The organism is Rhizobium aethiopicum (assembly GCF_014197535.1).
GTDB lineage: Bacteria > Pseudomonadota > Alphaproteobacteria > Rhizobiales > Rhizobiaceae > Rhizobium > Rhizobium aethiopicum_A.
Map to the genome: position 1 here is coordinate 15,048 of NZ_JACIFV010000016.1, position 19,312 is coordinate 34,359.

General features: G+C 61.9%; 20 protein-coding genes. 9 read left to right on the forward strand and 11 right to left on the reverse strand.

The genetic code is table 11. The features are described from left to right. Positions 1-10: 10 nt before the first annotated feature. The 5 genes from GGD53_RS20115 (at position 11) to GGD53_RS20135 (ending at position 2,980) form a co-directional block, all read left to right on the forward strand. Positions 11-421, forward strand: coding sequence for an HIT domain-containing protein (locus tag GGD53_RS20115; RefSeq protein ID WP_184458636.1), 411 nt, complete (start codon positions 11-13; stop codon positions 419-421). Beyond that, positions 418-1,377 carry an NAD(+) diphosphatase gene (gene nudC, locus GGD53_RS20120; RefSeq protein ID WP_184458637.1) on the forward strand — a complete coding sequence of 320 codons (960 nt, stop codon included), beginning with the start codon at positions 418-420 and terminating at the stop codon, positions 1,375-1,377. The genes GGD53_RS20115 and nudC overlap by 4 nt, the downstream gene beginning before the upstream one ends. A 4-nt stretch (positions 1,378-1,381) precedes the next feature. Continuing rightward, positions 1,382-2,077 carry a helix-turn-helix transcriptional regulator gene (locus GGD53_RS20125; protein ID WP_184458638.1) on the forward strand — a complete coding sequence of 232 codons (696 nt, stop codon included), beginning with the start codon at positions 1,382-1,384 and terminating at the stop codon, positions 2,075-2,077. A gap of 143 nt (positions 2,078-2,220) precedes the next feature. After that, the gene (locus GGD53_RS20130; RefSeq protein WP_184458639.1) at positions 2,221-2,481 is read left to right on the forward strand and encodes a hypothetical protein; all 261 of its coding nucleotides are present in this window, start codon (positions 2,221-2,223) and stop codon (positions 2,479-2,481) included. Positions 2,482-2,611: 130 nt separating this feature from the next. Next, complete coding sequence (locus tag GGD53_RS20135; protein WP_184458640.1) at positions 2,612-2,980, forward strand: VOC family protein; 369 nt, start codon at positions 2,612-2,614, stop codon at positions 2,978-2,980. A gap of 19 nt (positions 2,981-2,999) precedes the next feature. Here the strand turns inward: GGD53_RS20135 and GGD53_RS20140 are convergent, their stop codons facing one another. Together GGD53_RS20140 and GGD53_RS20145 are read right to left on the reverse strand one after the other, a co-directional pair. Next, a complete protein-coding gene (locus GGD53_RS20140; protein ID WP_184458641.1) occupies positions 3,000-3,854 on the reverse strand; it encodes a prephenate dehydratase in 855 nt (284 codons plus the stop codon). A 10-nt stretch (positions 3,855-3,864) separates the two neighbouring features. Next, positions 3,865-4,620 carry a 3-deoxy-manno-octulosonate cytidylyltransferase gene (locus tag GGD53_RS20145; RefSeq protein ID WP_184458642.1) on the reverse strand — a complete coding sequence of 252 codons (756 nt, stop codon included), beginning with the start codon at positions 4,618-4,620 and terminating at the stop codon, positions 3,865-3,867. A 153-nt stretch (positions 4,621-4,773) separates the two neighbouring features. Here GGD53_RS20145 and GGD53_RS20150 point away from each other — a divergent pair, with 153 nt between their 5' ends. Beyond that, entirely contained in the window at positions 4,774-5,337 is a 564-nt protein-coding gene (locus tag GGD53_RS20150) for a c-type cytochrome (protein WP_086081450.1), read from the forward strand. 72 nt (positions 5,338-5,409) lie between these two features. Here the strand turns inward: GGD53_RS20150 and GGD53_RS20155 are convergent, their stop codons facing one another. Continuing rightward, a complete protein-coding gene (locus GGD53_RS20155) occupies positions 5,410-6,357 on the reverse strand; it encodes an AEC family transporter (protein ID WP_184458643.1) in 948 nt (315 codons plus the stop codon). Positions 6,358-6,854: 497 nt separating this feature from the next. Here GGD53_RS20155 and GGD53_RS20160 point away from each other — a divergent pair, with 497 nt between their 5' ends. Beyond that, a complete protein-coding gene (locus GGD53_RS20160) occupies positions 6,855-7,847 on the forward strand; it encodes an adenosine kinase (protein WP_184458644.1) in 993 nt (330 codons plus the stop codon). Here the strand turns inward: GGD53_RS20160 and GGD53_RS20165 are convergent. Continuing rightward, on the reverse strand, positions 7,840-8,379 hold the full coding sequence (locus tag GGD53_RS20165; RefSeq protein WP_184458645.1) for an SH3 domain-containing protein: 540 nt from the start codon (positions 8,377-8,379) through the stop codon (positions 7,840-7,842). The two genes, GGD53_RS20160 and GGD53_RS20165, sit on opposite strands and share 8 nt — an antisense overlap. 185 nt (positions 8,380-8,564) lie before the next feature. Between GGD53_RS20165 and GGD53_RS20170 the strand changes: the two genes are divergently transcribed. Then, complete coding sequence (locus GGD53_RS20170; protein WP_184458646.1) at positions 8,565-9,566, forward strand: 2-hydroxyacid dehydrogenase; 1,002 nt, start codon at positions 8,565-8,567, stop codon at positions 9,564-9,566. A gap of 6 nt (positions 9,567-9,572) precedes the next feature. Here GGD53_RS20170 and GGD53_RS20175 read toward each other — a convergent pair whose 3' ends face one another. The 3 genes from GGD53_RS20175 to recF are packed head-to-tail and all read right to left on the reverse strand — an operon-like array spanning position 9,573 to position 11,997. After that, positions 9,573-10,046, reverse strand: coding sequence for a GNAT family N-acetyltransferase (locus GGD53_RS20175; protein WP_184458647.1), 474 nt, complete (start codon positions 10,044-10,046; stop codon positions 9,573-9,575). Next, complete coding sequence (locus GGD53_RS20180; protein ID WP_432443134.1) at positions 10,043-10,876, reverse strand: molybdopterin-synthase adenylyltransferase MoeB; 834 nt, start codon at positions 10,874-10,876, stop codon at positions 10,043-10,045. The genes GGD53_RS20175 and GGD53_RS20180 overlap by 4 nt, the downstream gene beginning before the upstream one ends. Beyond that, the gene (recF, locus tag GGD53_RS20185; RefSeq protein ID WP_184458648.1) at positions 10,873-11,997 is read right to left on the reverse strand and encodes a DNA replication/repair protein RecF; all 1,125 of its coding nucleotides are present in this window, start codon (positions 11,995-11,997) and stop codon (positions 10,873-10,875) included. The genes GGD53_RS20180 and recF overlap by 4 nt, the downstream gene beginning before the upstream one ends. 381 nt (positions 11,998-12,378) lie before the next feature. Here recF and GGD53_RS20190 point away from each other — a divergent pair, with 381 nt between their 5' ends. Beyond that, positions 12,379-12,744 (forward strand): helix-turn-helix domain-containing protein, encoded by a 366-nt coding sequence (locus GGD53_RS20190; RefSeq protein WP_184458649.1) that lies wholly within the window; start codon positions 12,379-12,381, stop codon positions 12,742-12,744. Positions 12,745-12,865: 121 nt separating this feature from the next. On the opposite strand, the gene GGD53_RS20195 is transcribed toward GGD53_RS20190, so the two are convergent. The 4 genes from GGD53_RS20195 to GGD53_RS20210 form a co-directional block, all read right to left on the reverse strand. Next, positions 12,866-13,066, reverse strand: coding sequence for a hypothetical protein (locus tag GGD53_RS20195; RefSeq protein ID WP_184458650.1), 201 nt, complete (start codon positions 13,064-13,066; stop codon positions 12,866-12,868). Between the two features lie 360 nt (positions 13,067-13,426). Beyond that, the gene (gene dnaJ / locus GGD53_RS20200; protein ID WP_184458651.1) at positions 13,427-14,554 is read right to left on the reverse strand and encodes a molecular chaperone DnaJ; all 1,128 of its coding nucleotides are present in this window, start codon (positions 14,552-14,554) and stop codon (positions 13,427-13,429) included. Positions 14,555-14,639: 85 nt separating this feature from the next. Then, positions 14,640-16,556 carry a molecular chaperone DnaK gene (gene dnaK / locus GGD53_RS20205; RefSeq protein ID WP_184458652.1) on the reverse strand — a complete coding sequence of 639 codons (1,917 nt, stop codon included), beginning with the start codon at positions 16,554-16,556 and terminating at the stop codon, positions 14,640-14,642. 282 nt (positions 16,557-16,838) lie between these two features. Next, positions 16,839-19,166, reverse strand: a complete 2,328-nt coding sequence (locus tag GGD53_RS20210) for a transglycosylase domain-containing protein (RefSeq protein ID WP_184458653.1) — start codon at positions 19,164-19,166, stop codon at positions 16,839-16,841. Positions 19,167-19,312 lie beyond the last annotated feature (146 nt).

The following is a 19,312-nucleotide window of genomic DNA, read 5'->3' on the forward strand; positions in this document are numbered from 1 at the left end:
GGAATGCCCTTTGGACGGTTTTGTGCTCGACCCCCGGCTGGAAAACGACAGCGTCAGCATCATGATCACCGGTCTCTGTGATCTCAGATTGTCGAGAGATGCCCGCTGGCCCTGGCTCATTCTGGTTCCGCGCCGGGCTGGTATTACCGAAATCTTCGAGTTGACGCCGCTCGATCAGGTGCTGCTCGCCTTCGAGACCGAGCTCGTCGCCAAGGCCTTAAAGAACATTACCGGTGCTGCAAAAATCAATATCGGGGCTCTTGGCAATATCGTCCGCCAGCTTCATGTTCATGTCATTGCCCGCTTCGAAGGCGACGCCAACTGGCCGGGTCCCGTCTGGGGTTTCGGGCGCGCGGAGCCTTACGAGGACGCAAGGAGAGACGAATTCACAGCAAAGCTGCGGGAAGCCCTTTCATCATGAACCATTCGCTTTTCGATTCGGATGTGCCCCATCCGGAACCCAGCAATCTCACTGCCTTTGCCGCCAACGACCTCAATCGCGATTCCGAACACCGCGACGAACATTCCGTCGAAAAGGCGCTGGCAAAGGACGGTACCCATATCTTCGCCTTTGCCCGGGACAAGCTGGTGCTGAAACATGACGGCCAGGTGCTCGATCCGCTGTTTGCCCGTTACGAACTGCAGGAATTGCAGCCGAATTGGGACGAGACGGTGCTGCTCGGCTACCGCAAATCAGGCGAGCCGCGCCTTGCCGTTCCCGTCGGCATCGACGTCGACGATCTCACCAGCCAATACAAGCCCGCCGACGGCCGCACGCTGTTCCGCGAGATGCTGATCGACGAAGTCCTGCTCGGCGAATTCGCCCAGGCCGCAAGCCTCATCCGCTGGAATGGCGACAACCGATTCTGCGGCCGCTGCGGCGCGGCGATGGAGATTCATATCGGCGGCTACAAGCGCGTCTGCGCCGCCTGCGAACACATGATCTTTCCTCGTACCGACCCCGTCGTCATCATGCTGACGATCGACGAAACGCGCGATCTCTGCCTGCTCGGGCGCAGCCCGCATTTTGCGCCCGGCATGTATTCCTGCCTTGCCGGCTTCGTCGAACCCGGCGAGACCATCGAGAACGCCGTGCGCCGGGAAACGCTGGAGGAATCCGGCATCCGCACCGGCCGCATCCGCTATCACGCCTCGCAGCCCTGGCCGATGCCGCATTCGCTGATGATCGGCTGTTACGCCGAGGCCAAATCCACCGAAATTACGCGCGACGAGACGGAACTCGAGGATTGCCGCTGGTTCACCCGCGAGGAAACAATCGAGATGCTGGAACGCCCGAGTGCGACCGGCAAGGCCTCTCCACCGAAAGGGGCGATCGCCCACCGCCTGATGCGCGACTGGGCGGAGTGGAAGCGGTAGCGCCATGCCGGTCGCCCGCTCGGAACGGCTGCTGACGCTGCTCCAGACGCTTCGGCGTTATCGGCGGCCGGTGACCGGAACTGTTCTTGCCCAGGAAACCGGCGTCAGCCTGCGCACGCTCTATCGCGATATTGCCAGCCTGCAGGCCCAGGGCGCGATGATCGAAGGCGAGGCGGGCATCGGTTATGTGCTGAAGCCCGGCTTCATGCTGCCGCCGATGATGTTTTCCGAAGAAGAGCTGGAAGCCCTGGTGCTCGGTTCGCGCTGGGTGGCCCGCGCCGCCGAGCCGCGCCTTGCCGGCGCCGGCGCCGATGCGCTCGCCAAGATCGTCGCCGTGCTGCCGGCCGACATGCGTGAAACGGTCGATTCGGCGACACTCTTCGTTGGCCGCAAGCGTCAGGACGAGGACAGGGCTGATGTTTCGGCTATCCGCAAGGCGATCCGTCTGGAGCGCGTGCTCGAACTGCATTACGGCGACGAGCAGGGTCGGATCTCCCGCCGCCGTGTCTGGCCCTTCGCGCTCGGTTATTTCGAGCATGTGCGCATCATCATGGCCTGGTGCGAACTGCGCCAGGATTTCCGCCATTTCCGCACCGATCGCATCATCGATATGGCGGTTCATGAGATGCGTTATCCCCGCCGCCGCACAGCGCTCCTAAAGGAATGGCGCGAGACGCAGGACGTGCCGCTGGAGACCTGAACGCTGCTGCCATAAACTGTCAGCAGGGAGAGTTATTATCAGTCTCACTTCACTACAGCGCCGCGCGTCTTCGGACGCGCAAGGACGCTGTGACATCCAGGTTTTGCGCATCGTGCCGATGCGCTTGGGAAGGAGTACTGATCATGGTAACGCCTCCAATCATTCAACAGGCCGGCGATCGCTTCGCCACCGACAGTTTTGCCGATATCATTTCAGCCGAAACTTTCGCCGACGTCCGGCAGTCGGCAGGCTCCGGCCTGCTGCGCCTGGCTATGAGCTTTTTCCGGATCTCCGAGCCGAGCCGCTCAAAACTCGATATCGAAGCCATACCGGATTCCTGCAAGTGCGACCTCGGTTTCATTGATGGGCGCAACCCGCGCCTCCATGATCGGTTCCCGCTCTAAAATCTGATTGTCCAGCTCATTCACTTGACGAGAGCTGGCGTTGCTTTCGCAGCGCCTTCTGTTTTCTGCTGCCATAAACTGGCAGCAGGAGATCTCGCAGGCCCCAACTTACAGCAACGGGAGAACCGCAATGATCAGCCCCAATCTGATAATCCTTTATGTCAAGGATCCGGCCGAGAGCGCCAGCTTCTATCGGAACCTCCTGAACCGGGAACCGGCCGTGGAAGCGCCGAATTTCGTCGCCTTCCCGCTCGATGGCGGCTTCACCCTTGGTCTCTGGCGGCGCAGCAAGGTCGAGCCGCAGCCCTCCGCCATCGGCAATCGAGGCGAAGTGGCCTTCATGCTGCCGGGAGAAAATGCCGTCGCCAGGCAATATGATGACTGGCGTCAGCGCGGCCTGCCGATTGCCCAGGAACTGACCGAACTCGATTTCGGCCCGACCTTCGTGGTGCTCGACCCGGACGGGCACCGGCTGCGCGTCTGCGAGCCGGATAAATAATAAGAGAGCGCGAGGTCTGTTAAAGCAGGCCTCGCATCACATGCCCCTTGTAGACGCCGAGGATGCGCACCTTCTCGGAGAAGAAACGCAGCTCCTCCAATGCTCGGCGAACGTTCGGATCGTTCGGATGGCCCTCGATATCGGCGTAGAATTGCGTCGCCACGAATTTTCCGCCGAGCTGATAGCTTTCGAGCTTCGTCATGTTGATATTGTTCGTGGCAAAGCCGCCGAGCGCCTTGTAGAGCGCTGCCGGAATGTTGCGGACGTTGAAGACGAAGGTGGTGACGACCTTTTCCTCAGCCGAATTGCGTTGCGCCCATTCCTCCTCGCGCGACAGGATCACGAAACGGGTGACATTGTTTTCCGTATCCTCGACATTCTCGGCGACGATCTCCAGCCCGTAAAGATCGGCGGCAAGGCGCGGAGCAAGCGCCGCCATTGAGCGATCGCCGGTTTCCTTCACGAGTTTTGCCGCCCCGGCCGTATCGCCGGCGATGACAGGCTTCCAGCCGTGAGCGCGCACAATCTTGCGGCACTGTCCAAGTGCGTGGATATGGCTGTGCACCGTCCGGATCTCATCCTTGGTGACTCCGGGCAGCACCATCAGCTGAAAGCGGATCGGCATGAAATATTCGCCGATGATATGCAGCCGCGATTCCGGCAGCAGATGGTGGATATCGGCGACGCGTCCGGCAATCGTGTTCTCGATCGGGATCATCGCGATATCGGCGTCGCCATTGTCGACCGCCGTGAAGGCATCCTCGAAAGTCTGGCAGGGCAGCGGCTCCATAGTCGGAAACATGTCGCGGCAGGCCATGTCCGAATTGGCGCCGAATTCGCCCTGGAAGGCGATCCTGTTGGTCTTGATGTTCATGATAGTCCCGTCAGTTCTGCCGTGCAGAGAGGATTCGCCGCGCTTTTTCGAGGTCGGCCGGAGTATCGACACCGAGCGGAACCGTGTCAACGATCTCGGCATCGATGCGCATGCCGGCCTCCAGTGCCCGCAATTGCTCCAGCGATTCGCGCCTTTCGAGCGTCGACGGGCCGAGCGAGACGAACCGCTCGAGCGCAGCGCGCCGATAGGCATAGAGGCCGATATGATGGTAGAGCGGCCCCTTGCCGTAAGGCGCCGTGGCGCGAGTGAAGTAGAGGCCGCGCAGGCGGGTGTCGGAAATCGGCGAGCCGATGACCTTGACGATGTGCGGCGCGGTCTTGTCCTCCTCATTATCGATTTCGATAGTCAGCGTGCCGATATCGACTGCTTCGTTCTCGAGGGGTCGCAAGGCCGCCCGCACCGTTTCAGGCTCGATCGTCGGCAGGTCGCCCTGGACGTTGACGATGAACTTCGCCTTGCCGTCCGGATCCACCTTCTTCAGCGCTTCGAAGATACGGTCCGAGCCGGATTCATGATCCTTGCTGGTCATGACGACTTCGAAGCCGGCGGCAGCCACGGTATCGAACACCTGCGGGTCGTCGACGGCGACGACGACCCGGCCGATTTCGGCTTCTTTTGCGCGCATCGCCACCTGCACGATCATCGGCAGTCCGCAAATATCGGCGAGCGGCTTGCCCGGAAGCCGAGTTGAAGCCATCCGTGCCGGGATCAATACGAGCACGTCGTCGAAATTTGAATCACGCATTGTTCGGGCCTTCTATTCCGGGCTGAAAAGTGTCAAAAAGTCTCACGCATAAGACCATTTAGACAGTTGCAACGAACAGTCAAAAGACATAGGTTCCGCGCGATTTCAAGATGGTCCGGTTCTGGTCTGCCGGCTGCAAGGGGAGCATTGCAGATGAATTCATACGTCAATACGGCCGTGGGGGCGCTGCTCGGAACGATTTTCGTTCTGATGTCGGTCTCCATCGCGTCCGAGGGGATCTTCCATTCCGAAGCGCCGGAGAAGGAAGGTTTCGCGATCGTTGCGGAAGAGGCGCCGGCCGCCGGTGGCGAAGCTGCGCCGGCCGCTGCCGTTCCGATCGCGCAGTTGCTCGCTTCTGCAGATGCCAAGGCCGGTGAAGCGGTCTTCAAGAAGTGTCAGGCCTGTCATGACGGCACCAAAGGCGGACCGAACAAGGTCGGTCCGAACCTCTTTGGTGTCGTAGATCGCCCGATCGCCTCGCATGAAGGCTTCGCCTATTCCTCTGCGATGAAGGATTTCTCCAAGGGCAGCAGCGAGAAGTGGACTTTTGAGAATCTCAACAAGTTCCTGCTGGCGCCGAAGAAGGACGTTCCCGGCACCGCGATGGGCTTTGCCGGTCTGCCGAAGGATCAGGATCGCGCCAACGTCATCCTCTACCTGCACACGCTGGCTGATTCGCCGGTGCCGCTGCCGGATCCGAAAACAGCCACGCAGTGAACGGCAGGATGATCGCATTCATGGAAAAGCCCGGCTCGCAAGCCGGGCTTTTCTTATTATGCCGAGACCCGCTCAGGCCCCCAGGAAATAAGCCCAGAGCGAGACCGTGATGGCGCCGAGCGCCGTTGTCACCGTGATCGTCGAGGCGGCGAGGCTGTGACCGACGCCAAACCGGTTGGCGATCAGCCAGGCGTTGACGCCTGTCGGCACCGACGAGGTCAGCACGATCGCTGCCGTCCATGCAGGGCTGAGGCCGAGGAGATGGCTCGCCGCCCAGACGCAACCGGGCAGCAGCAGCAGCTTTAAGCTCGAGGTGACGCTGGCAATGCCGAAATTGCCGGAGACGCCGTATCTCTCCAGCGCCATCCCGAGCGAGATCAGCGCCGCCGGACCGGCAATGCCGGCGATCTGATTGACGACCGTCGCCAGCGTCGCCGTCATGGTAAGGCCGGAAAGATGCATGGCCATGCCGGCTGCAAGCCCGATCACCAGCGGATTGCGTATGAGATTGATGACGATCTGGCGAAGCACGAACACCATGCTGCGGTCGCTTTTGCCGGCGATCTTGCGCTCCGCATGCTCCATCAGCACTGTGCCGGCGACCATCATGACAGGCAGATGCACGGCAAGCAGGATCGACAACGCCACCAGCCCTTCGTCGCCGATGGTCCGCTGAACGAGCGGCAGCCCGATGAAGACGTTGTTGGCGAAGGCTGAGGAAACCCCAGCGAGAACGCCGATCCGTTCATCGCGGCCGAAAAGCCGCGTTGCGGCGATATGCCCGGCCGTCCAGGTGATGGCGACACCGGAGAAATAGACGATCCAGAGCCGGAAAGGCGAGGCGCCGTGGAAATCCGCTTCGGCGATGGTGCGGAAGAGCAGAAGCGGCACGGCGATCTTGAAGACGAATTCGCTGAGCGCGTCGCCGACATTCGAGGTCATCAGACCGCTACGAACGATCACCCAGCCGATGAGGATCAGGATGAAGATGGGAAGGACGTCGAGAATGATGGCTGACATGAGGCGGGATGCTCTGCGGGGAGGGGAGTATCCGACCTCTACAGCATCGACCCGAAAATCGGAATCGATTTTCGGTAAGTCCAATGCGTAGATTTGAAGAGTGAGAGCGTCCTGTGCGTCCGAACGGCGCTCGACCAGCAAAGGGCAAGCGCCGCCCGCTCCGGCCGCTGAGCTCTCCGCAAAGCAAAAAAAGCGGGCACAGCCCGCTTTTCCGCTCCGGCCTTGCCGGAGGGATCACGAAGCTGCCAGTTCATCCGTGGTCAGCATCGCGCCGGTAAGATCGAAGGGATCATCCCTCGGGCGCCCGGCTGCAACTGAAAGCTGCTCATGCCGGTCTTCCTGCGAGTACTTGTAGATTTCGAAGATGACAGCGGCATGACGAATAAGCGGCACTTTTGCGAAGAAATAGATGCGCTATTCACCATTTGTCCTTCCAAACCGCGGAAATTTCGCTAAGACCGAACCCCGGCTATCACAAATCCGGGACCCCCCATTCCATGACAAGATTCGATGTTCTGACGGTCGGCAACGCAATCGTGGATATCATCGCCCGTTGCAACGACCAGTTCCTCATTGACAACCAGATCACCAAGGCGGCGATGAACCTCATCGACGCCGAACGTGCCGAACTGTTGTATTCGCGCATGGGACCGGCACTGGAAGCCTCCGGCGGCAGCGCCGGCAACACGGCGGCGGGCGTTGCCAACCTGGGCGGCAAGGCAGCCTATTTCGGCAATGTCGCCGCAGATCAGCTCGGAGACATCTTCACCCACGATATCCGCGCCCAGGGCGTCCACTATCAGACGAAGCCGAAGGGCACCTTCCCGCCGACGGCGCGTTCGATGATCTTCGTCACCGAGGATGGCGAGCGTTCGATGAATACCTATCTCGGCGCCTGCGTCGAACTCGGTCCTGAGGATGTCGAGGCCGATGTCGTTGCCGATGCCAAGGTCACCTATTTCGAAGGTTATCTCTGGGATCCGCCGCGCGCCAAGGAGGCGATTCTCGATTGCGCCCGCATCGCCCATCAACACGGCCGGGAAATGTCGATGACGCTGTCCGACAGTTTCTGCGTCGACCGGTATCGCGGCGAGTTCCTCGATCTGATGCGCTCCGGCAAGGTCGATATCGTCTTTGCCAATCGCCAGGAGGCACTGTCGCTTTACCAGACCGACGATTTCGAAGAGGCGCTGAACAGGATCGCCGCGGACTGCAAGATCGCCGCCGTGACGATGAGCGAGAACGGCGCCGTCATCCTGAAGGGCCGGGAGCGTTATTACGTCGATGCAATCAGGATCCGCGAAGTCGTGGATACAACGGGCGCCGGCGACCTGTTTGCCTCCGGCTTCCTCTATGGCTACACGCAGGGACGGTCCCTGGAGGATTGCGGCAAGCTCGGTTGTCTCGCCGCCGGCATTGTCATACAGCAGATCGGCCCACGCCCGATGACGTCGCTTTCCGACGCCGCCAAACAGGCGGGGCTTATTTGAAGGCTTCGCCGGGATAGGCGCCCCAGATTTCCGACTGCGCCACCCAACCCGCGGCGCCGTCGGTTTCTGCGTGGCACCAATCGCCGTTGCATTCGCCGATCGTCAGCATCACGCCGGGTTCGAGCTTGGCGACGATCGAGGCGGAGGGCTGCGCCTCGCGGCGCAGATTGACATAGACGCCCTTGCCCTTCGTCTTCATCCAGGGTGCCGCGATCGCCGCGCGCTGGCCTGATAGCAGCGACTGATTGACCCAGCCTTCAGTGCCGTCGGCATCGCGGATGCGGCGCCAGTTGTCGTATTCCTGGATGACTTCCACCGGCAGGCCGGATTTCAGATACATCCACGATACGGCGAAATCCGTTCCGGGGCCGATGCGCAGGTTGACGCGCTTCGATTTCAATGTGACGAAGCGCGGCAATGGCAGGCCGCTCGGCCCCTTGGCCGCTTGCGCATGAGCAAATTCTAAGGTTCCCATGGATGCGGCCAGAGCGATCGCGAGGGCGAGGCAGGACTTCAGGACTTTGCTGCGCATGGAGGCTTCCGTTTGCTCGAATTCGCGGGCAAGCCCGGCCTGCACGCGCTCCGGGCTTTGACATTCCCCGGCTGCACCACGAGTTTTGTTTGTCTTCGCGTGCGGGTCTGGTAGAAATTGCCCGGAACGGGAAAATTATCACCCCTCTTGGTTAAAGACCTCTGAACAAGGCATCGCAGGCAGCCATGACAGCGAAGAAAAAACCGAAGGTCTATATCACCCGCAAACTGCCGGATGCCGTCGAAACCCGAATGCGGGAGCTCTTCGATGCCGAGCTGAACATCGACGACGCGCCGCGCTCCGTTCCCGAACTTGTCGCCGCTGTGCGGACCGCCGACGTGCTGGTGCCGACGGTCACCGATCGCATCGATGCGGCGCTGATCGATGAGGCGGGACCGCAGATGAAGCTGATTGCCAGCTTCTCCAACGGCACCGACCACATCGACGTCGAGGCGGCGGCGCGCAAGGGCATCACCGTCACCAACACGCCGAACGTCCTCACCGAGGACACTGCCGATATGACGATGGCGCTGATTCTCGCGGTTCCGAGGCGGCTCGGCGAAGGGGCGCGGATCCTGACCGACAAGCCGGGCGAGTGGGCCGGCTGGTCTCCCACCTGGATGCTCGGCCGGCGCATTCACGGCAAGCGGATCGGCATCGTCGGCATGGGGCGAATCGGCACAGCGGTGGCCCGCCGCGCCAAGGCTTTTGGCCTTTCGATTCACTACCACAACCGCAAGCGCGTCAATCCGGCCGTCGAGGACGAGTTGGAGGCAACCTATTGGGAAAGCCTTGACCAGATGCTGGCCCGCGTCGACATCGTCTCGATCAACTGCCCCTCGACACCGGCAACCTTTCACCTGATTTCGGCGCGCCGCCTAGCGCTGCTGCAGCCGACGGCCTATCTTGTCAATACGGCGCGCGGCGATGTCGTCGATGAAACCCAGCTGATCAAGTGCCTGAGGGAGGGCAAGATCGCCGGCGCCGGCCTCGACGTCTTCGAGAACGAGCCTGCCGTCAATCCGAAGCTCGTCAAGCTCGCCAATGAGGGCAAGGTCGTGCTGCTGCCGCATATGAGCTCGGCGACGATCGAAGGCCGCATCGACATGGGCGACAAGGTCATCATCAATATCCGCACCTTCATCGACGGCCACAGACCGCCGAATCGGGTGCTGCCTGGCCGCTGATGCGCGTCAGCGTGTAAGGCTCTTCCGCATCTCGATGAAGGTCGTTCTGGCAAAACCGGGATGGGCCTTCTCGGCGGTTCTGGAAAATCCCCAGGCGGCAAAGACGGCGTGATTGTCGGTAAGCTCGATGCGTGTCTCCAGCCGCAAGGCGGCAAGGCCGAATTCTGCAGCCGTCTCCTCGGCAACTGCCAGCAAACGCCTGCCGAGGCCCTTGCCTTGCGCTTCCGGCAGAACGGCGAGCTTGCCGACATAGAGACAATCGGCCTCCGGCCGCAGGAACAGGCAGCCAATCAGCTTTCCATCGCCAATGACAATGTAACCGATCTCGGCCTCAGCCTTCGCGGCCAGCGTCTCCGCCGTCAGGCTGAGCGCCGACGACGGCGGATCGATCCTGCCGTTCATCGAAGCGAAGGCGGTCAGGATGAGGGCGAGCAGCTCGTCCCAGCGCGTGAAACTCGGATCGAGGCGGATAATCCTCATCCGGCTTGCCTGGCGCGGCGGCGCTTATAGCGCACGGTTTCGAACCGGGCCGAGAGTGCGTCGTAAAGCAGCAGCCGCCCGATCAGCGGCTCGCCGGCGCCGGTGATGAGCTTGATCGCCTCCATCGCCATCATCGTGCCGATGACGCCGGTGAGCGCGCCGATAATGCCGGCTTCGGCGCAGCTGGGAATCAGGCCCGCCGGAGGCGCCTCGGGAAACAGGTCGCGGTAGCCTGGGTTGGGCGCTCCGTCCTCGGCCGTCTCATAAGGTTTTAGCACCGTCAGCGAACCGTCGAAACGACCGACGGCACCGGTGACGAGCGGGATACCTGCTTCCTCCGCCGCATCGGCCGCGGCATAACGCGTCTCGAAATTGTCGGAGCCGTCGATCAGGAGATCGAAGCCGGATAACTGACGTCGGGCAGTCTCGCGAGAAAAGCGTTCCTCGAAGCGGATGAGCCGCACATGCGGGTTGAGCCTGGCAATGGCCAAGGCGGCGCTTTCGGTTTTCAGCTCGCCGATCGTGCCGGAATCATGGATCACTTGGCGTTGCAGATTGGACAGCGACACCCGGTCGTCGTCGACGATGCCGAGCGTGCCGATACCGGCGGCGGCGAGATATTGCAGAATCGGCGCACCGAGCCCGCCGGCGCCGATCACCAGCACGCGGGCGGCTTTGAGTTTCTGCTGGCCTGCGCCGCCGATCTCGGGCAGCAGGATATGGCGTTGATACCGGGCAATTTCATCGGGGCTGAGAGGTTCCATGGCGGCGATCGTAGCATGGCCGCCGACATCGGGAAAAGCGACATCGGGAAAAGCGGTCTCCCTCATCCGAACACCCTTCCGTCCGCAACCGTAAAGAACTGCGCCCTGTCGCCGAGGGCCGAGAACATTCCCCGATCCGTTCCGGTCATGAAGGCCTGGCCGCCCAATCCATCGACGAGGTCGAACAGCGCGGCGCGCCTGTTCTCGTCGAGATGCGCGGCGATCTCGTCGAGCAGCAGGATCGGCGCATGACCGGTGAGATTGCCGACCAGCCGCGCATGGGCAAGCACCAGGCCGACAAGCAGCGCTTTCTGCTCGCCGGTGGAACACCGCTCCGCCTCCATCGCCTTTTCGCGGTGGTGGACGATGAGGTCGGTCCGGTGCGGTCCCTCCAGCGTGCGCCCCGCGCCGGCATCGCGGTAGCGGCTCTCGGCGAGCATCGCCGCGTAGTCGTCCTCGAGGTCGACCGATGGACGCGAGAACTGGCCGTCCATGAAGCCCGAGAGCTGCAGCGAGACCGATGGGAAAGGCGAACTCTCCAGTGTTTCCTCGGTCAGCCGGGTCAAGAGGCCGAGCATCTCCTGCCGGGCGAGCGCCATGGCGATGCCGAGGCTTGCCATCTGTTCTTCGATACCCGCAAGCCAGGAAGGGTCGAAACGGCCTTCGTCCAGCAGCTTGTTGCGGCTGCGCATGGCGCGCTCGAAATCGCTGGCGCGGCGGCCGTGGGCAGGATCGAGCGACAGCACCAGCCGGTCGAGAAAGCGCCGGCGGTCGGAGGAGGCGCCGGTAAAGAGCCCGTCCATCGCCGGTGTCAGCCAGAGAAGACGCAGGTGATCGGTCAACTCGTCGGCGGTTTTTGCCGGGGTGCCGTTGATGCGAAGCCGGCGGGCTGTGGTCTCCTCGCCCGCTTCTATGCCGGTTCCGATCTCGACTTCGCCCTCCATGCCGTCAAGCGCCGCGAAGATCGAAAAGCCACCGGCCGCCCCGACGCGGGTAATATCGCCATAGGCGGCTCGGCGCAGGCCGCGGCCGGGCGAAAGCAGCGAGACCGCCTCCATGAGATTGGTCTTGCCGGCGCCATTGTCTCCGGTCAGCACGGCATGCCGACCGTCGAGACTGAGGCTCGCGGCCGCATAATTGCGGAAGTCTGTCAGCTTCAGACGCGAAAGAGAGACCTTATGCGGCATTGCGTATCCGGGTTCGTGAAGCGTGACAGCTAAGCCGAAGCGGCGCGGATGGCAAGCTCGCCCCTTCGCGCCGCGGATCGCGCGCGCTTCACCGCAAGCATCGTAAACATGAAAGATTCCGGAACTTTTCGGTACTGTTTTTCAGAAATCCGCAAAAAATACAACCGCATCAGAGGCGTCCGAGATTGGGCGTCAGCCGGCCACAGTCATCGTCGGCGTTCTCGGATCGCCTGCGTGGCAGGGCTTCTGCGACATTCCTCGGTGGCTGCTGACGTAACGTAATGCCCAGAAAAAGTCGGTTGAATTTTGCAACTGCCGGGTTGCGTTATCCCGGGAAAACGATATGGTGAACAAAAGGTTCATGTATAAGAGAGTGGTGAAGTGGCAGATCCGGTCGATATCATTGTTGGTCGCAACATCAGACAGCTTCGCGCCATTCGTCGTGTTTCCCAGCTCGAGCTCGGTGAAGCACTCGGACTGACTTTCCAGCAGATCCAGAAATATGAAAAGGGAACGAACCGCGTGTCAGCCAGCAAGCTGCATCAGATCGCGGTCTTTCTCGGTGTCGAGATCTCCGCCCTCTTCGAGGGGACGGATATATCGGAATTCGGCGGCCGTATCGAACTCAGTCCTGATGCCTATGCCCTTGCGCTGAGCTACGACAAGCTGAACTCGGCGGCAGGCAAGGAAGCGGTCAAGACCATCCTTACACTCATGAGCGGCGAAGCGGTCGATAGCGCCGCCTGATCCCGCTGAAGCGGTCAGCTGACGTCGGGAGAAGCAAGACTTCTTCAGAGGGACGACCTCCGAACCATGTCGGGGGCTGCCTGTCCCCAGCGGTAGACGCATTTCGCGACGCGCTGGTGAATCAGTGAATCTCGCACCCATGCAACGCCGTCAGCAGCTCGTCCTGCGTCTGGTGGCCGGCATGGTAGAGGTCGATCGCGATACTGGCGATGGAAAGGCCCTGCTGGCTGCGAAGCTTGATGTTGCGCTCGGCACACCATGTGTAGATGGCGCCGGCGAGAACGTCGACATCTTCGGACTGAGAGGAAAAGGCTGGCGCCATGATGGATACTCTTGCTTCGTGGTCCCCGTTAGAGCGCCTGCGTCCAATGGACACGCCGGAAACGCTCTGTCGCTCTGAAACTGCGCATCACCCCCCGGACATCGATTCCGAGCTCCTGGGTCATGCGCTGACGGCAGAGATTGGAGTCATTTTAAAAACTTGCAAGCGGCATCATCGGGCTGCGTTAACGCAAGTTCCTGTTCCGATCGGGCGCCGTGTCGATCTGGAACAGTTTGCGCGGCAGATCTGGAACAGACCGCCTGGCATGAACTGCCCATGTCCAAAATCAGGATTTGCGGGCGCAAAAAAGCCGAAGACGTTTCCGTCCCCGGCTTTCGCGATTGCCTATCGACCGACGGCTCAGCCTTCGAAGAATTCCTTCATCCGGGCAAAGAAACCCGTCGACTCCGGATTGTTCTCCTTGGAGGAAATCTGCTCGAATTCCTGCAGCAGTTCGCGCTGACGCTTGGTGAGCTTTTGCGGTGTCTCGATCTGGATCTGGATATAAAGGTCGCCCGTCTGCGCCGAACGCAGCACCGGCATGCCCTTGCCCTTGAGACGGAACTGTTTGCCGGCCTGGGTGCCCTCAGGCACGCTCACCCGCGATTTGGTGCCGTCGAGCGTCGCCACGTCGAAGGTTCCGCCGAGAGCAGCCGTCGTCATCGAGATCGGCACGGCGCAATAGAGATCGGCTCCGTCGCGCTGGTAGAATTCATGCGGCTTCACCGACAGGAAGATATAAAGATCGCCGGCCGGTCCGCCGCGAGCCCCGGCTTCGCCCTCGCCCTGCAGGCGGATGCGCGTGCCGTCCTCGATGCCGGCGGGAATATTGACGGAGAGCGACCGCTCTTCCGTCACCCGGCCCTGGCCGTGGCACTTCGGACACGGATCGGGAATGATCTGGCCGCGGCCGTGGCAGGTCGGGCAGGTCCGCTCGATCGAGAAGAAGCCCTGCGCCGCGCGCACGCGGCCCGTGCCCTGGCAGGTGCCGCAGTTCTTCGGCTGCGTGCCGGGCTTGGCGCCCGAACCCGAACAGACGTCGCAGGTGATGGAAGTGGGAACGCGGATCTGCGCCGTCTTGCCCGAGAAAGCCTCTTCCAGCGTTATTTCCATATTGTAGCGAAGATCGGCGCCGCGCTCGCGGCCTCCCGCAGAGCGCTGGCGCGCCCGTCCGCCGCCCATCATCTCGCCGAAAATATCTTCGAAGATGTCGGAGAAGCCTCCGCCGGCAAAGCCGCCGCCACCGCCGCCCATGCCGCCGTGCTCGAAGGCTGCGTGGCCATAACGATCATAGGCTGCCCGCTTCTGCGGGTCCTTGAGCATTTCATAGGCTTCGTTGATTTCCTTGAACTTCCGTTCGGCTTCCTTGTCATCCGGGTTCTTGTCCGGGTGATATTTCATCGCCAGCTTTCGGAAGGCGCTCTTCAGCTCTTTCTCGTCCGCCGATTTGGCTACACCCAGAGTTTCGTAAAAGTCCGCTTTTGCCATTAAGGATTAAACCCCGGAAATGGATTTCCGGCTGCCATGGTGAGCAGCCGGATCAGGTGTTGAAGCATAACCACGCCGCCGCGGATTACGCGGACTTCTTGCGGTCGTCGTCCTTGATTTCCTCGTAGTCGGCGTCGACGACATTGTCGCCGCCTTCCGCGGAGGCATCGGCAGCAGCACCGCCTTCGGCCTGCTGTGCTTCATAGATCGCCTGGCCGAGCTTCATGGAAACTTCCATGAGCGTCTGGGTCTTGGCCTTGATGTCTTCGGCGTCGGCTTCGGTAGCCTCGGTCGAGGACTTCAGCGCGGCGATCGCATCCGAGATGGCGGTGCGGTCGGCTTCGGAGACCTTGTCGCCGTAATCCTTCAGCGACTTTTCCGTGGAGTGGATCAGGCTTTCGGCCTGGTTCTTGGCTTCCACGGTCTCGCGGCGCTTCTTGTCTTCGGCAGCGTGGGATTCGGCATCCTTCACCATCTTTTCGATGTCGGCGTCGGAGAGGCCGCCGGAAGCCTGGATGCGGATCTGCTGTTCCTTGCCGGTGCCCTTGTCCTTGGCCGAAACCTGCACGATGCCGTTGGCGTCGATGTCGAAGGTGACTTCGATCTGCGGCACGCCGCGCGGCGACGGCGGCAGGCCGACGAGGTCGAACTGGCCGAGCAGCTTGTTGTCGGCAGCCATTTCGCGCTCGCCCTGGGACACGCGGATGGTGACGGCCTGCTGGTTGTCTTCCGCGGTCGAGAAGGTCTGGCTCTTCTTCGTCGGGATCGTCGTGTTGCGTTCGATCAGACGGGTGAAGACACCGCCGAGCGTCTCGATGCCGAGCGACAGCGGGGTGACGTCGAGCAGCAGAACGTCCTTGACGTCGCCCTGCAGAACGCCGGCCTGGATGGCGGCGCCGAGCGCAACCACTTCATCCGGGTTGACGCCCTTGTGCGGCTCCTTGCCGAACAGCTGCTTGACGACTTCCTGGACCTTCGGCATGCGGCTCATGCCGCCGACGAGAACGACTTCGTCGATTTCGGCAGCGGTGACGCCGGCGTCCTTGAGGGCTGCCTTGCAGGGCGCGATCGTACGCTGGACGAGATCGTCGACCAGGCTCTCGAGCTTGGCGCGGGTCAGCTTCAGCGTCAGGTGCTTCGGGCCGGAGGCGTCAGCCGTGATGAACGGCAGGTTGATTTCGGTCTGCTGCGAGGACGACAGTTCGATCTTGGCTTTTTCTGCGGCTTCCTTGAGGCGCTGCAGGGCAAGCTTGTCGTTCTTCAGGTCGATGCCGTTGTCCTTCTTGAATTCGGCAACGAGATATTCGACGAGGCGCATGTCGAAGTCTTCACCGCCGAGGAAGGTATCGCCGTTGGTGGACTTCACTTCGAAGACGCCGTCGCCGATCTCGAGGATCGAAATATCGAAGGTGCCGCCGCCAAGGTCGTAGACGGCGATCGTCTTGCCGTCCTTCTTGTCGAGGCCGTAGGCGAGAGCGGCAGCGGTCGGCTCGTTGATGATGCGGAGCACTTCAAGGCCGGCGATCCTGCCGGCATCCTTGGTTGCCTGGCGCTGCGCGTCGTTGAAGTAGGCGGGAACGGTGATGACGGCCTTCTCGACCTTTTCGCCGAGATAGGATTCGGCGGTTTCCTTCATCTTCTGAAGGATCATCGCGGAAATCTGTGCGGGCGAGTAGCCCTTGCCATTGGCTTCGACCCAGGCGTCGCCATTGTCGCCCTTGACGATGGTGAAGGGAACGAGATGCTTGTCCTTCTCGACGGTCGGATCTTCGTAGCGGCGGCCGATCAGGCGCTTCACCGCAAAGAGCGTGTTCGTCGGGTTGGTGACCGCCTGGCGCTTGGCCGGCTGGCCGACGAGGCGCTCGCCATCATCGGAAAAGGCCACCATGGAAGGGGTCGTGCGCGCACCTTCCGCATTCTCGATGACCTTTGCGTCCTTGCCGTCCATGACTGCGACGCAGGAATTCGTCGTTCCAAGGTCGATACCAATTACTTTTGCCATGTCATTCTCTCCTTGAAGCAAGCTGTCGGAACCCCCAGAAGGCATTTCCCTGACAGCCCCTTACGGGATGGGTCTACTTGAGATTACGCAATCGTGATTGCGGTGATGCGGCGTATATAAGGAGCGGTTTTCTGGACTGCAAGGCGGGAAATAGCCCGGAATCCAGCAAAACGAATGTGTTGCCTTCAATTTTCGCAGCAGCCGGGAAAGCGGTCGCCCGATCCCCCGAAAGCGTGCGATTTCTAGGATATATGGCTTGCGCCGGGCATGCAGCACGGAATCTCATTGACCCATGATCAAGTCGAGCAGGGTCGTGCGCCGGGGCTGCACCGAAGAGGTCGTCTGCGGCCCACCGACATCGCCGGGCGGCACGATGCCGTCGTAGCCTGAACCGCCGCCTTCGGCAACGTCTGCAGGCGGAACAGGGCCGTTGCCGGGGCCTGCCCGCTGTTGCCGGACAGGCGCCTGCGGATAACGCTCGGCATTCTCGCCGCCGCCGAACACGCCGGAAATGATGCCGCCGATCGTCGTCGGTGGCGGCACTTCGGCCGTGACCGGCTGCCCGCCGTCGGGCGCTGCCTGCGCCATCGGCTGGCCGCTGTTCGGATTGTCGATCAGCTGGCCGTTGCCAAAGAGCGGCGCCGGCGAAAGACCCTTGTGGGCGGCGATCATGAATTCCTTCCAGGCCTTGGCTGGAAGACCGCCGCCGGTCACCTTCTTCATCGGCTTGCCGTCGTCATTGCCGAACCAGACGCCGGTCGTGAGGTTGCTGGTGAAGCCGACGAACAGCGCGTCGCGCGAATTCTGCGTCGTGCCAGTCTTGCCCGCCGCCTGCCAGCCGGGAATCTTGGCACTCTTGCCGGTGCCGTTTTCGATGACGCCCATCATCATCGTGTCCATCTGCGCGGCGATCTGCTCGGAAAGCACGCGCGGCGGACTGTCGTAGGTATTTTCGTAGAGAACCTTGCCCTCGGCGGTCGTCACCCGGCGGATGACGTGCGGCGTCGCCTTGTAGCCGCCGTTCATGAAGGCGGCATAGGAGGCGGTCAGTTCCATCAGCGACACTTCGGACGTCCCGAGCGCAATCGAGGCGTTCGGCTGCAGCTCGCTTTCGATCCCGAGCCGGTGGGCGAGTTTGATCACCTGATCCGGCCCGTCATACATCACCAGCTGCGCGGCCACCGTGTTCAGCGACTTGGCGAGCGCGGTGGCGAGCGTCACTTCGCCATTGTATTTCTTCTCGTAATTCTCCGGCGTCCAGTCGCCGATGCGGATCGGCGCGTCGTTGAACACCGAAAAAGGCGTCAGCCCTTTTTCCAGCGCCGCGGTATAGACGAAGGGTTTGAACGAAGATCCCGGCTGGCGCTTGGCCTTGACGGCGCGGTTGAACTGGCTCGTCGCATAGTCTCTGCCGCCGACGAGTGCCCGGATCGCCCCGGTGCCGTCGATCGAGACCAGGGCCGCCTGCGACGCGTCGAGCTTGACTCCCTCCTTGTCGAGCACGTCGACCAGCGACTGCTCGGCCTTCTTCTCCAGCGATTTGTCGATCGTCGTATCGACGACGATGTCTTCCTTGACGTCGCCGATCAGGCCCGGCAATTCGTCCATGACCATATCGGCGACATAATGCCCGGCGCCCGACCAGTAGCTCTTGGCCGAAGCCGGGGTCTGCGACATCGCTGTCTTGACCTCGGAATCGGTGATGAAACCCTGCTCGCGCATCGCCGCGAGCACGAGCTGGGCGCGCGCATTCGCCGCTTCCGCGTCGCGGGCCGGCGAAAGCCGCGAAGGCGCCTTGAGCAGGCCGGCCAGCACCGCGGCCTCGCCGAGGTTTACGTCCCGCGCCGATTTGTTGAAATAGCGGCGTGAGGCCGCCTCGACGCCATAGGCGTTCGATCCGAAGAACACCCGGTTGAGATACATCGCAAGAATCTGGTCCTTGGTGTATTTCTGCTCCAGCCAGAGCGCCAGCAGCACTTCCTGCACCTTGCGTTCCAGCGTTCTCTCGGGGGAGAGAAAGAGGTTCTTGGCAAGCTGCTGCGTCAGCGTCGAGCCGCCCTGCACCATGTGGCCGGCCGTGAAATTGGTGACGATCGCCCGGCCGAGGCCGAGCGGATCGACGCCGAAATGCGAATAAAAACGCCGATCTTCGATGGCGATGACGGCTTCGGGAATATAGGGCGACATGTTTTCGAGCGACAGCGCCTCGCCGCCGGTGGCGCCGCGATTGGCAATGACGCTGCCGTCGACGGCGGTGATCTTGACGTTCGGCGGCCGCTCGGGGATCGCCCACGTGCTGGCGCTCGGCATGCGCGAGCCGTAATAGAGGACAAGCCCGGCAACGCCGATGCCGGCCCAGATGAAAAGCACGACGCACCAGTAGACGACGCCGCGCAGGAAGCCGAAAAGGCCGCCGCCTTCACGCTCCCGCGGCTCACGCCGCCGCTGGCGGGCGGCACGCTGCGGCGGGGGCTTGGAGCCGCCGCGCCGCGCGGATCTGCTTCCGATGACGCGGTCGTCGGCGTCGAGCGAAAATTCATCATCGTCGCGGGCCGGACGGCCGCTGAAGGACGGTTCGATTCTGTCGCCTGATTTGCCTCTGCCTGCCATCGCGGACCGGTCGCATCCCCTGTTCGATCGCGAAGCCCACTTCGCATAACGGCGCCCTGTTACAGCGCCCGGCGTCTCCTCAGACGCGCGAAGGACGCTGTAGCACTTTGAAGTGTTGCATAATTTTGTCCTTAAACTGATTTCGG

Bases quoted from the DNA above. Each gene is read 5' to 3' on its own strand.
- nudC (WP_184458637.1), top strand. From the start codon at position 418: ATGAACCATTCGCTTTTCGATTCGGATGTGCCCCATCCGGAACCCAGC.
- GGD53_RS20125 (WP_184458638.1), top strand. From the start codon at position 1,382: ATGCCGGTCGCCCGCTCGGAACGGCTGCTGACGCTGCTCCAGACGCTT.
- GGD53_RS20130 (WP_184458639.1), top strand. From the start codon at position 2,221: ATGGTAACGCCTCCAATCATTCAACAGGCCGGCGATCGCTTCGCCACC.
- GGD53_RS20135 (WP_184458640.1), top strand. From the start codon at position 2,612: ATGATCAGCCCCAATCTGATAATCCTTTATGTCAAGGATCCGGCCGAG.
- GGD53_RS20140 (WP_184458641.1), bottom strand. From the start codon at position 3,854: ATGAACATCAAGACCAACAGGATCGCCTTCCAGGGCGAATTCGGCGCC.
- GGD53_RS20145 (WP_184458642.1), bottom strand. From the start codon at position 4,620: ATGCGTGATTCAAATTTCGACGACGTGCTCGTATTGATCCCGGCACGG.
- GGD53_RS20150 (WP_086081450.1), top strand. From the start codon at position 4,774: ATGAATTCATACGTCAATACGGCCGTGGGGGCGCTGCTCGGAACGATT.
- GGD53_RS20155 (WP_184458643.1), bottom strand. From the start codon at position 6,357: ATGTCAGCCATCATTCTCGACGTCCTTCCCATCTTCATCCTGATCCTC.
- GGD53_RS20160 (WP_184458644.1), top strand. From the start codon at position 6,855: ATGACAAGATTCGATGTTCTGACGGTCGGCAACGCAATCGTGGATATC.
- GGD53_RS20165 (WP_184458645.1), bottom strand. From the start codon at position 8,379: ATGCGCAGCAAAGTCCTGAAGTCCTGCCTCGCCCTCGCGATCGCTCTG.
- GGD53_RS20170 (WP_184458646.1), top strand. From the start codon at position 8,565: ATGACAGCGAAGAAAAAACCGAAGGTCTATATCACCCGCAAACTGCCG.
- GGD53_RS20175 (WP_184458647.1), bottom strand. From the start codon at position 10,046: ATGAGGATTATCCGCCTCGATCCGAGTTTCACGCGCTGGGACGAGCTG.
- GGD53_RS20180 (WP_432443134.1), bottom strand. From the start codon at position 10,876: ATGAGGGAGACCGCTTTTCCCGATGTCGCTTTTCCCGATGTCGGCGGC.
- recF (WP_184458648.1), bottom strand. From the start codon at position 11,997: ATGCCGCATAAGGTCTCTCTTTCGCGTCTGAAGCTGACAGACTTCCGC.
- GGD53_RS20195 (WP_184458650.1), bottom strand. From the start codon at position 13,066: ATGGCGCCAGCCTTTTCCTCTCAGTCCGAAGATGTCGACGTTCTCGCC.
- dnaJ (WP_184458651.1), bottom strand. From the start codon at position 14,554: ATGGCAAAAGCGGACTTTTACGAAACTCTGGGTGTAGCCAAATCGGCG.
- dnaK (WP_184458652.1), bottom strand. From the start codon at position 16,556: ATGGCAAAAGTAATTGGTATCGACCTTGGAACGACGAATTCCTGCGTC.
- GGD53_RS20210 (WP_184458653.1), bottom strand. From the start codon at position 19,166: ATGGCAGGCAGAGGCAAATCAGGCGACAGAATCGAACCGTCCTTCAGC.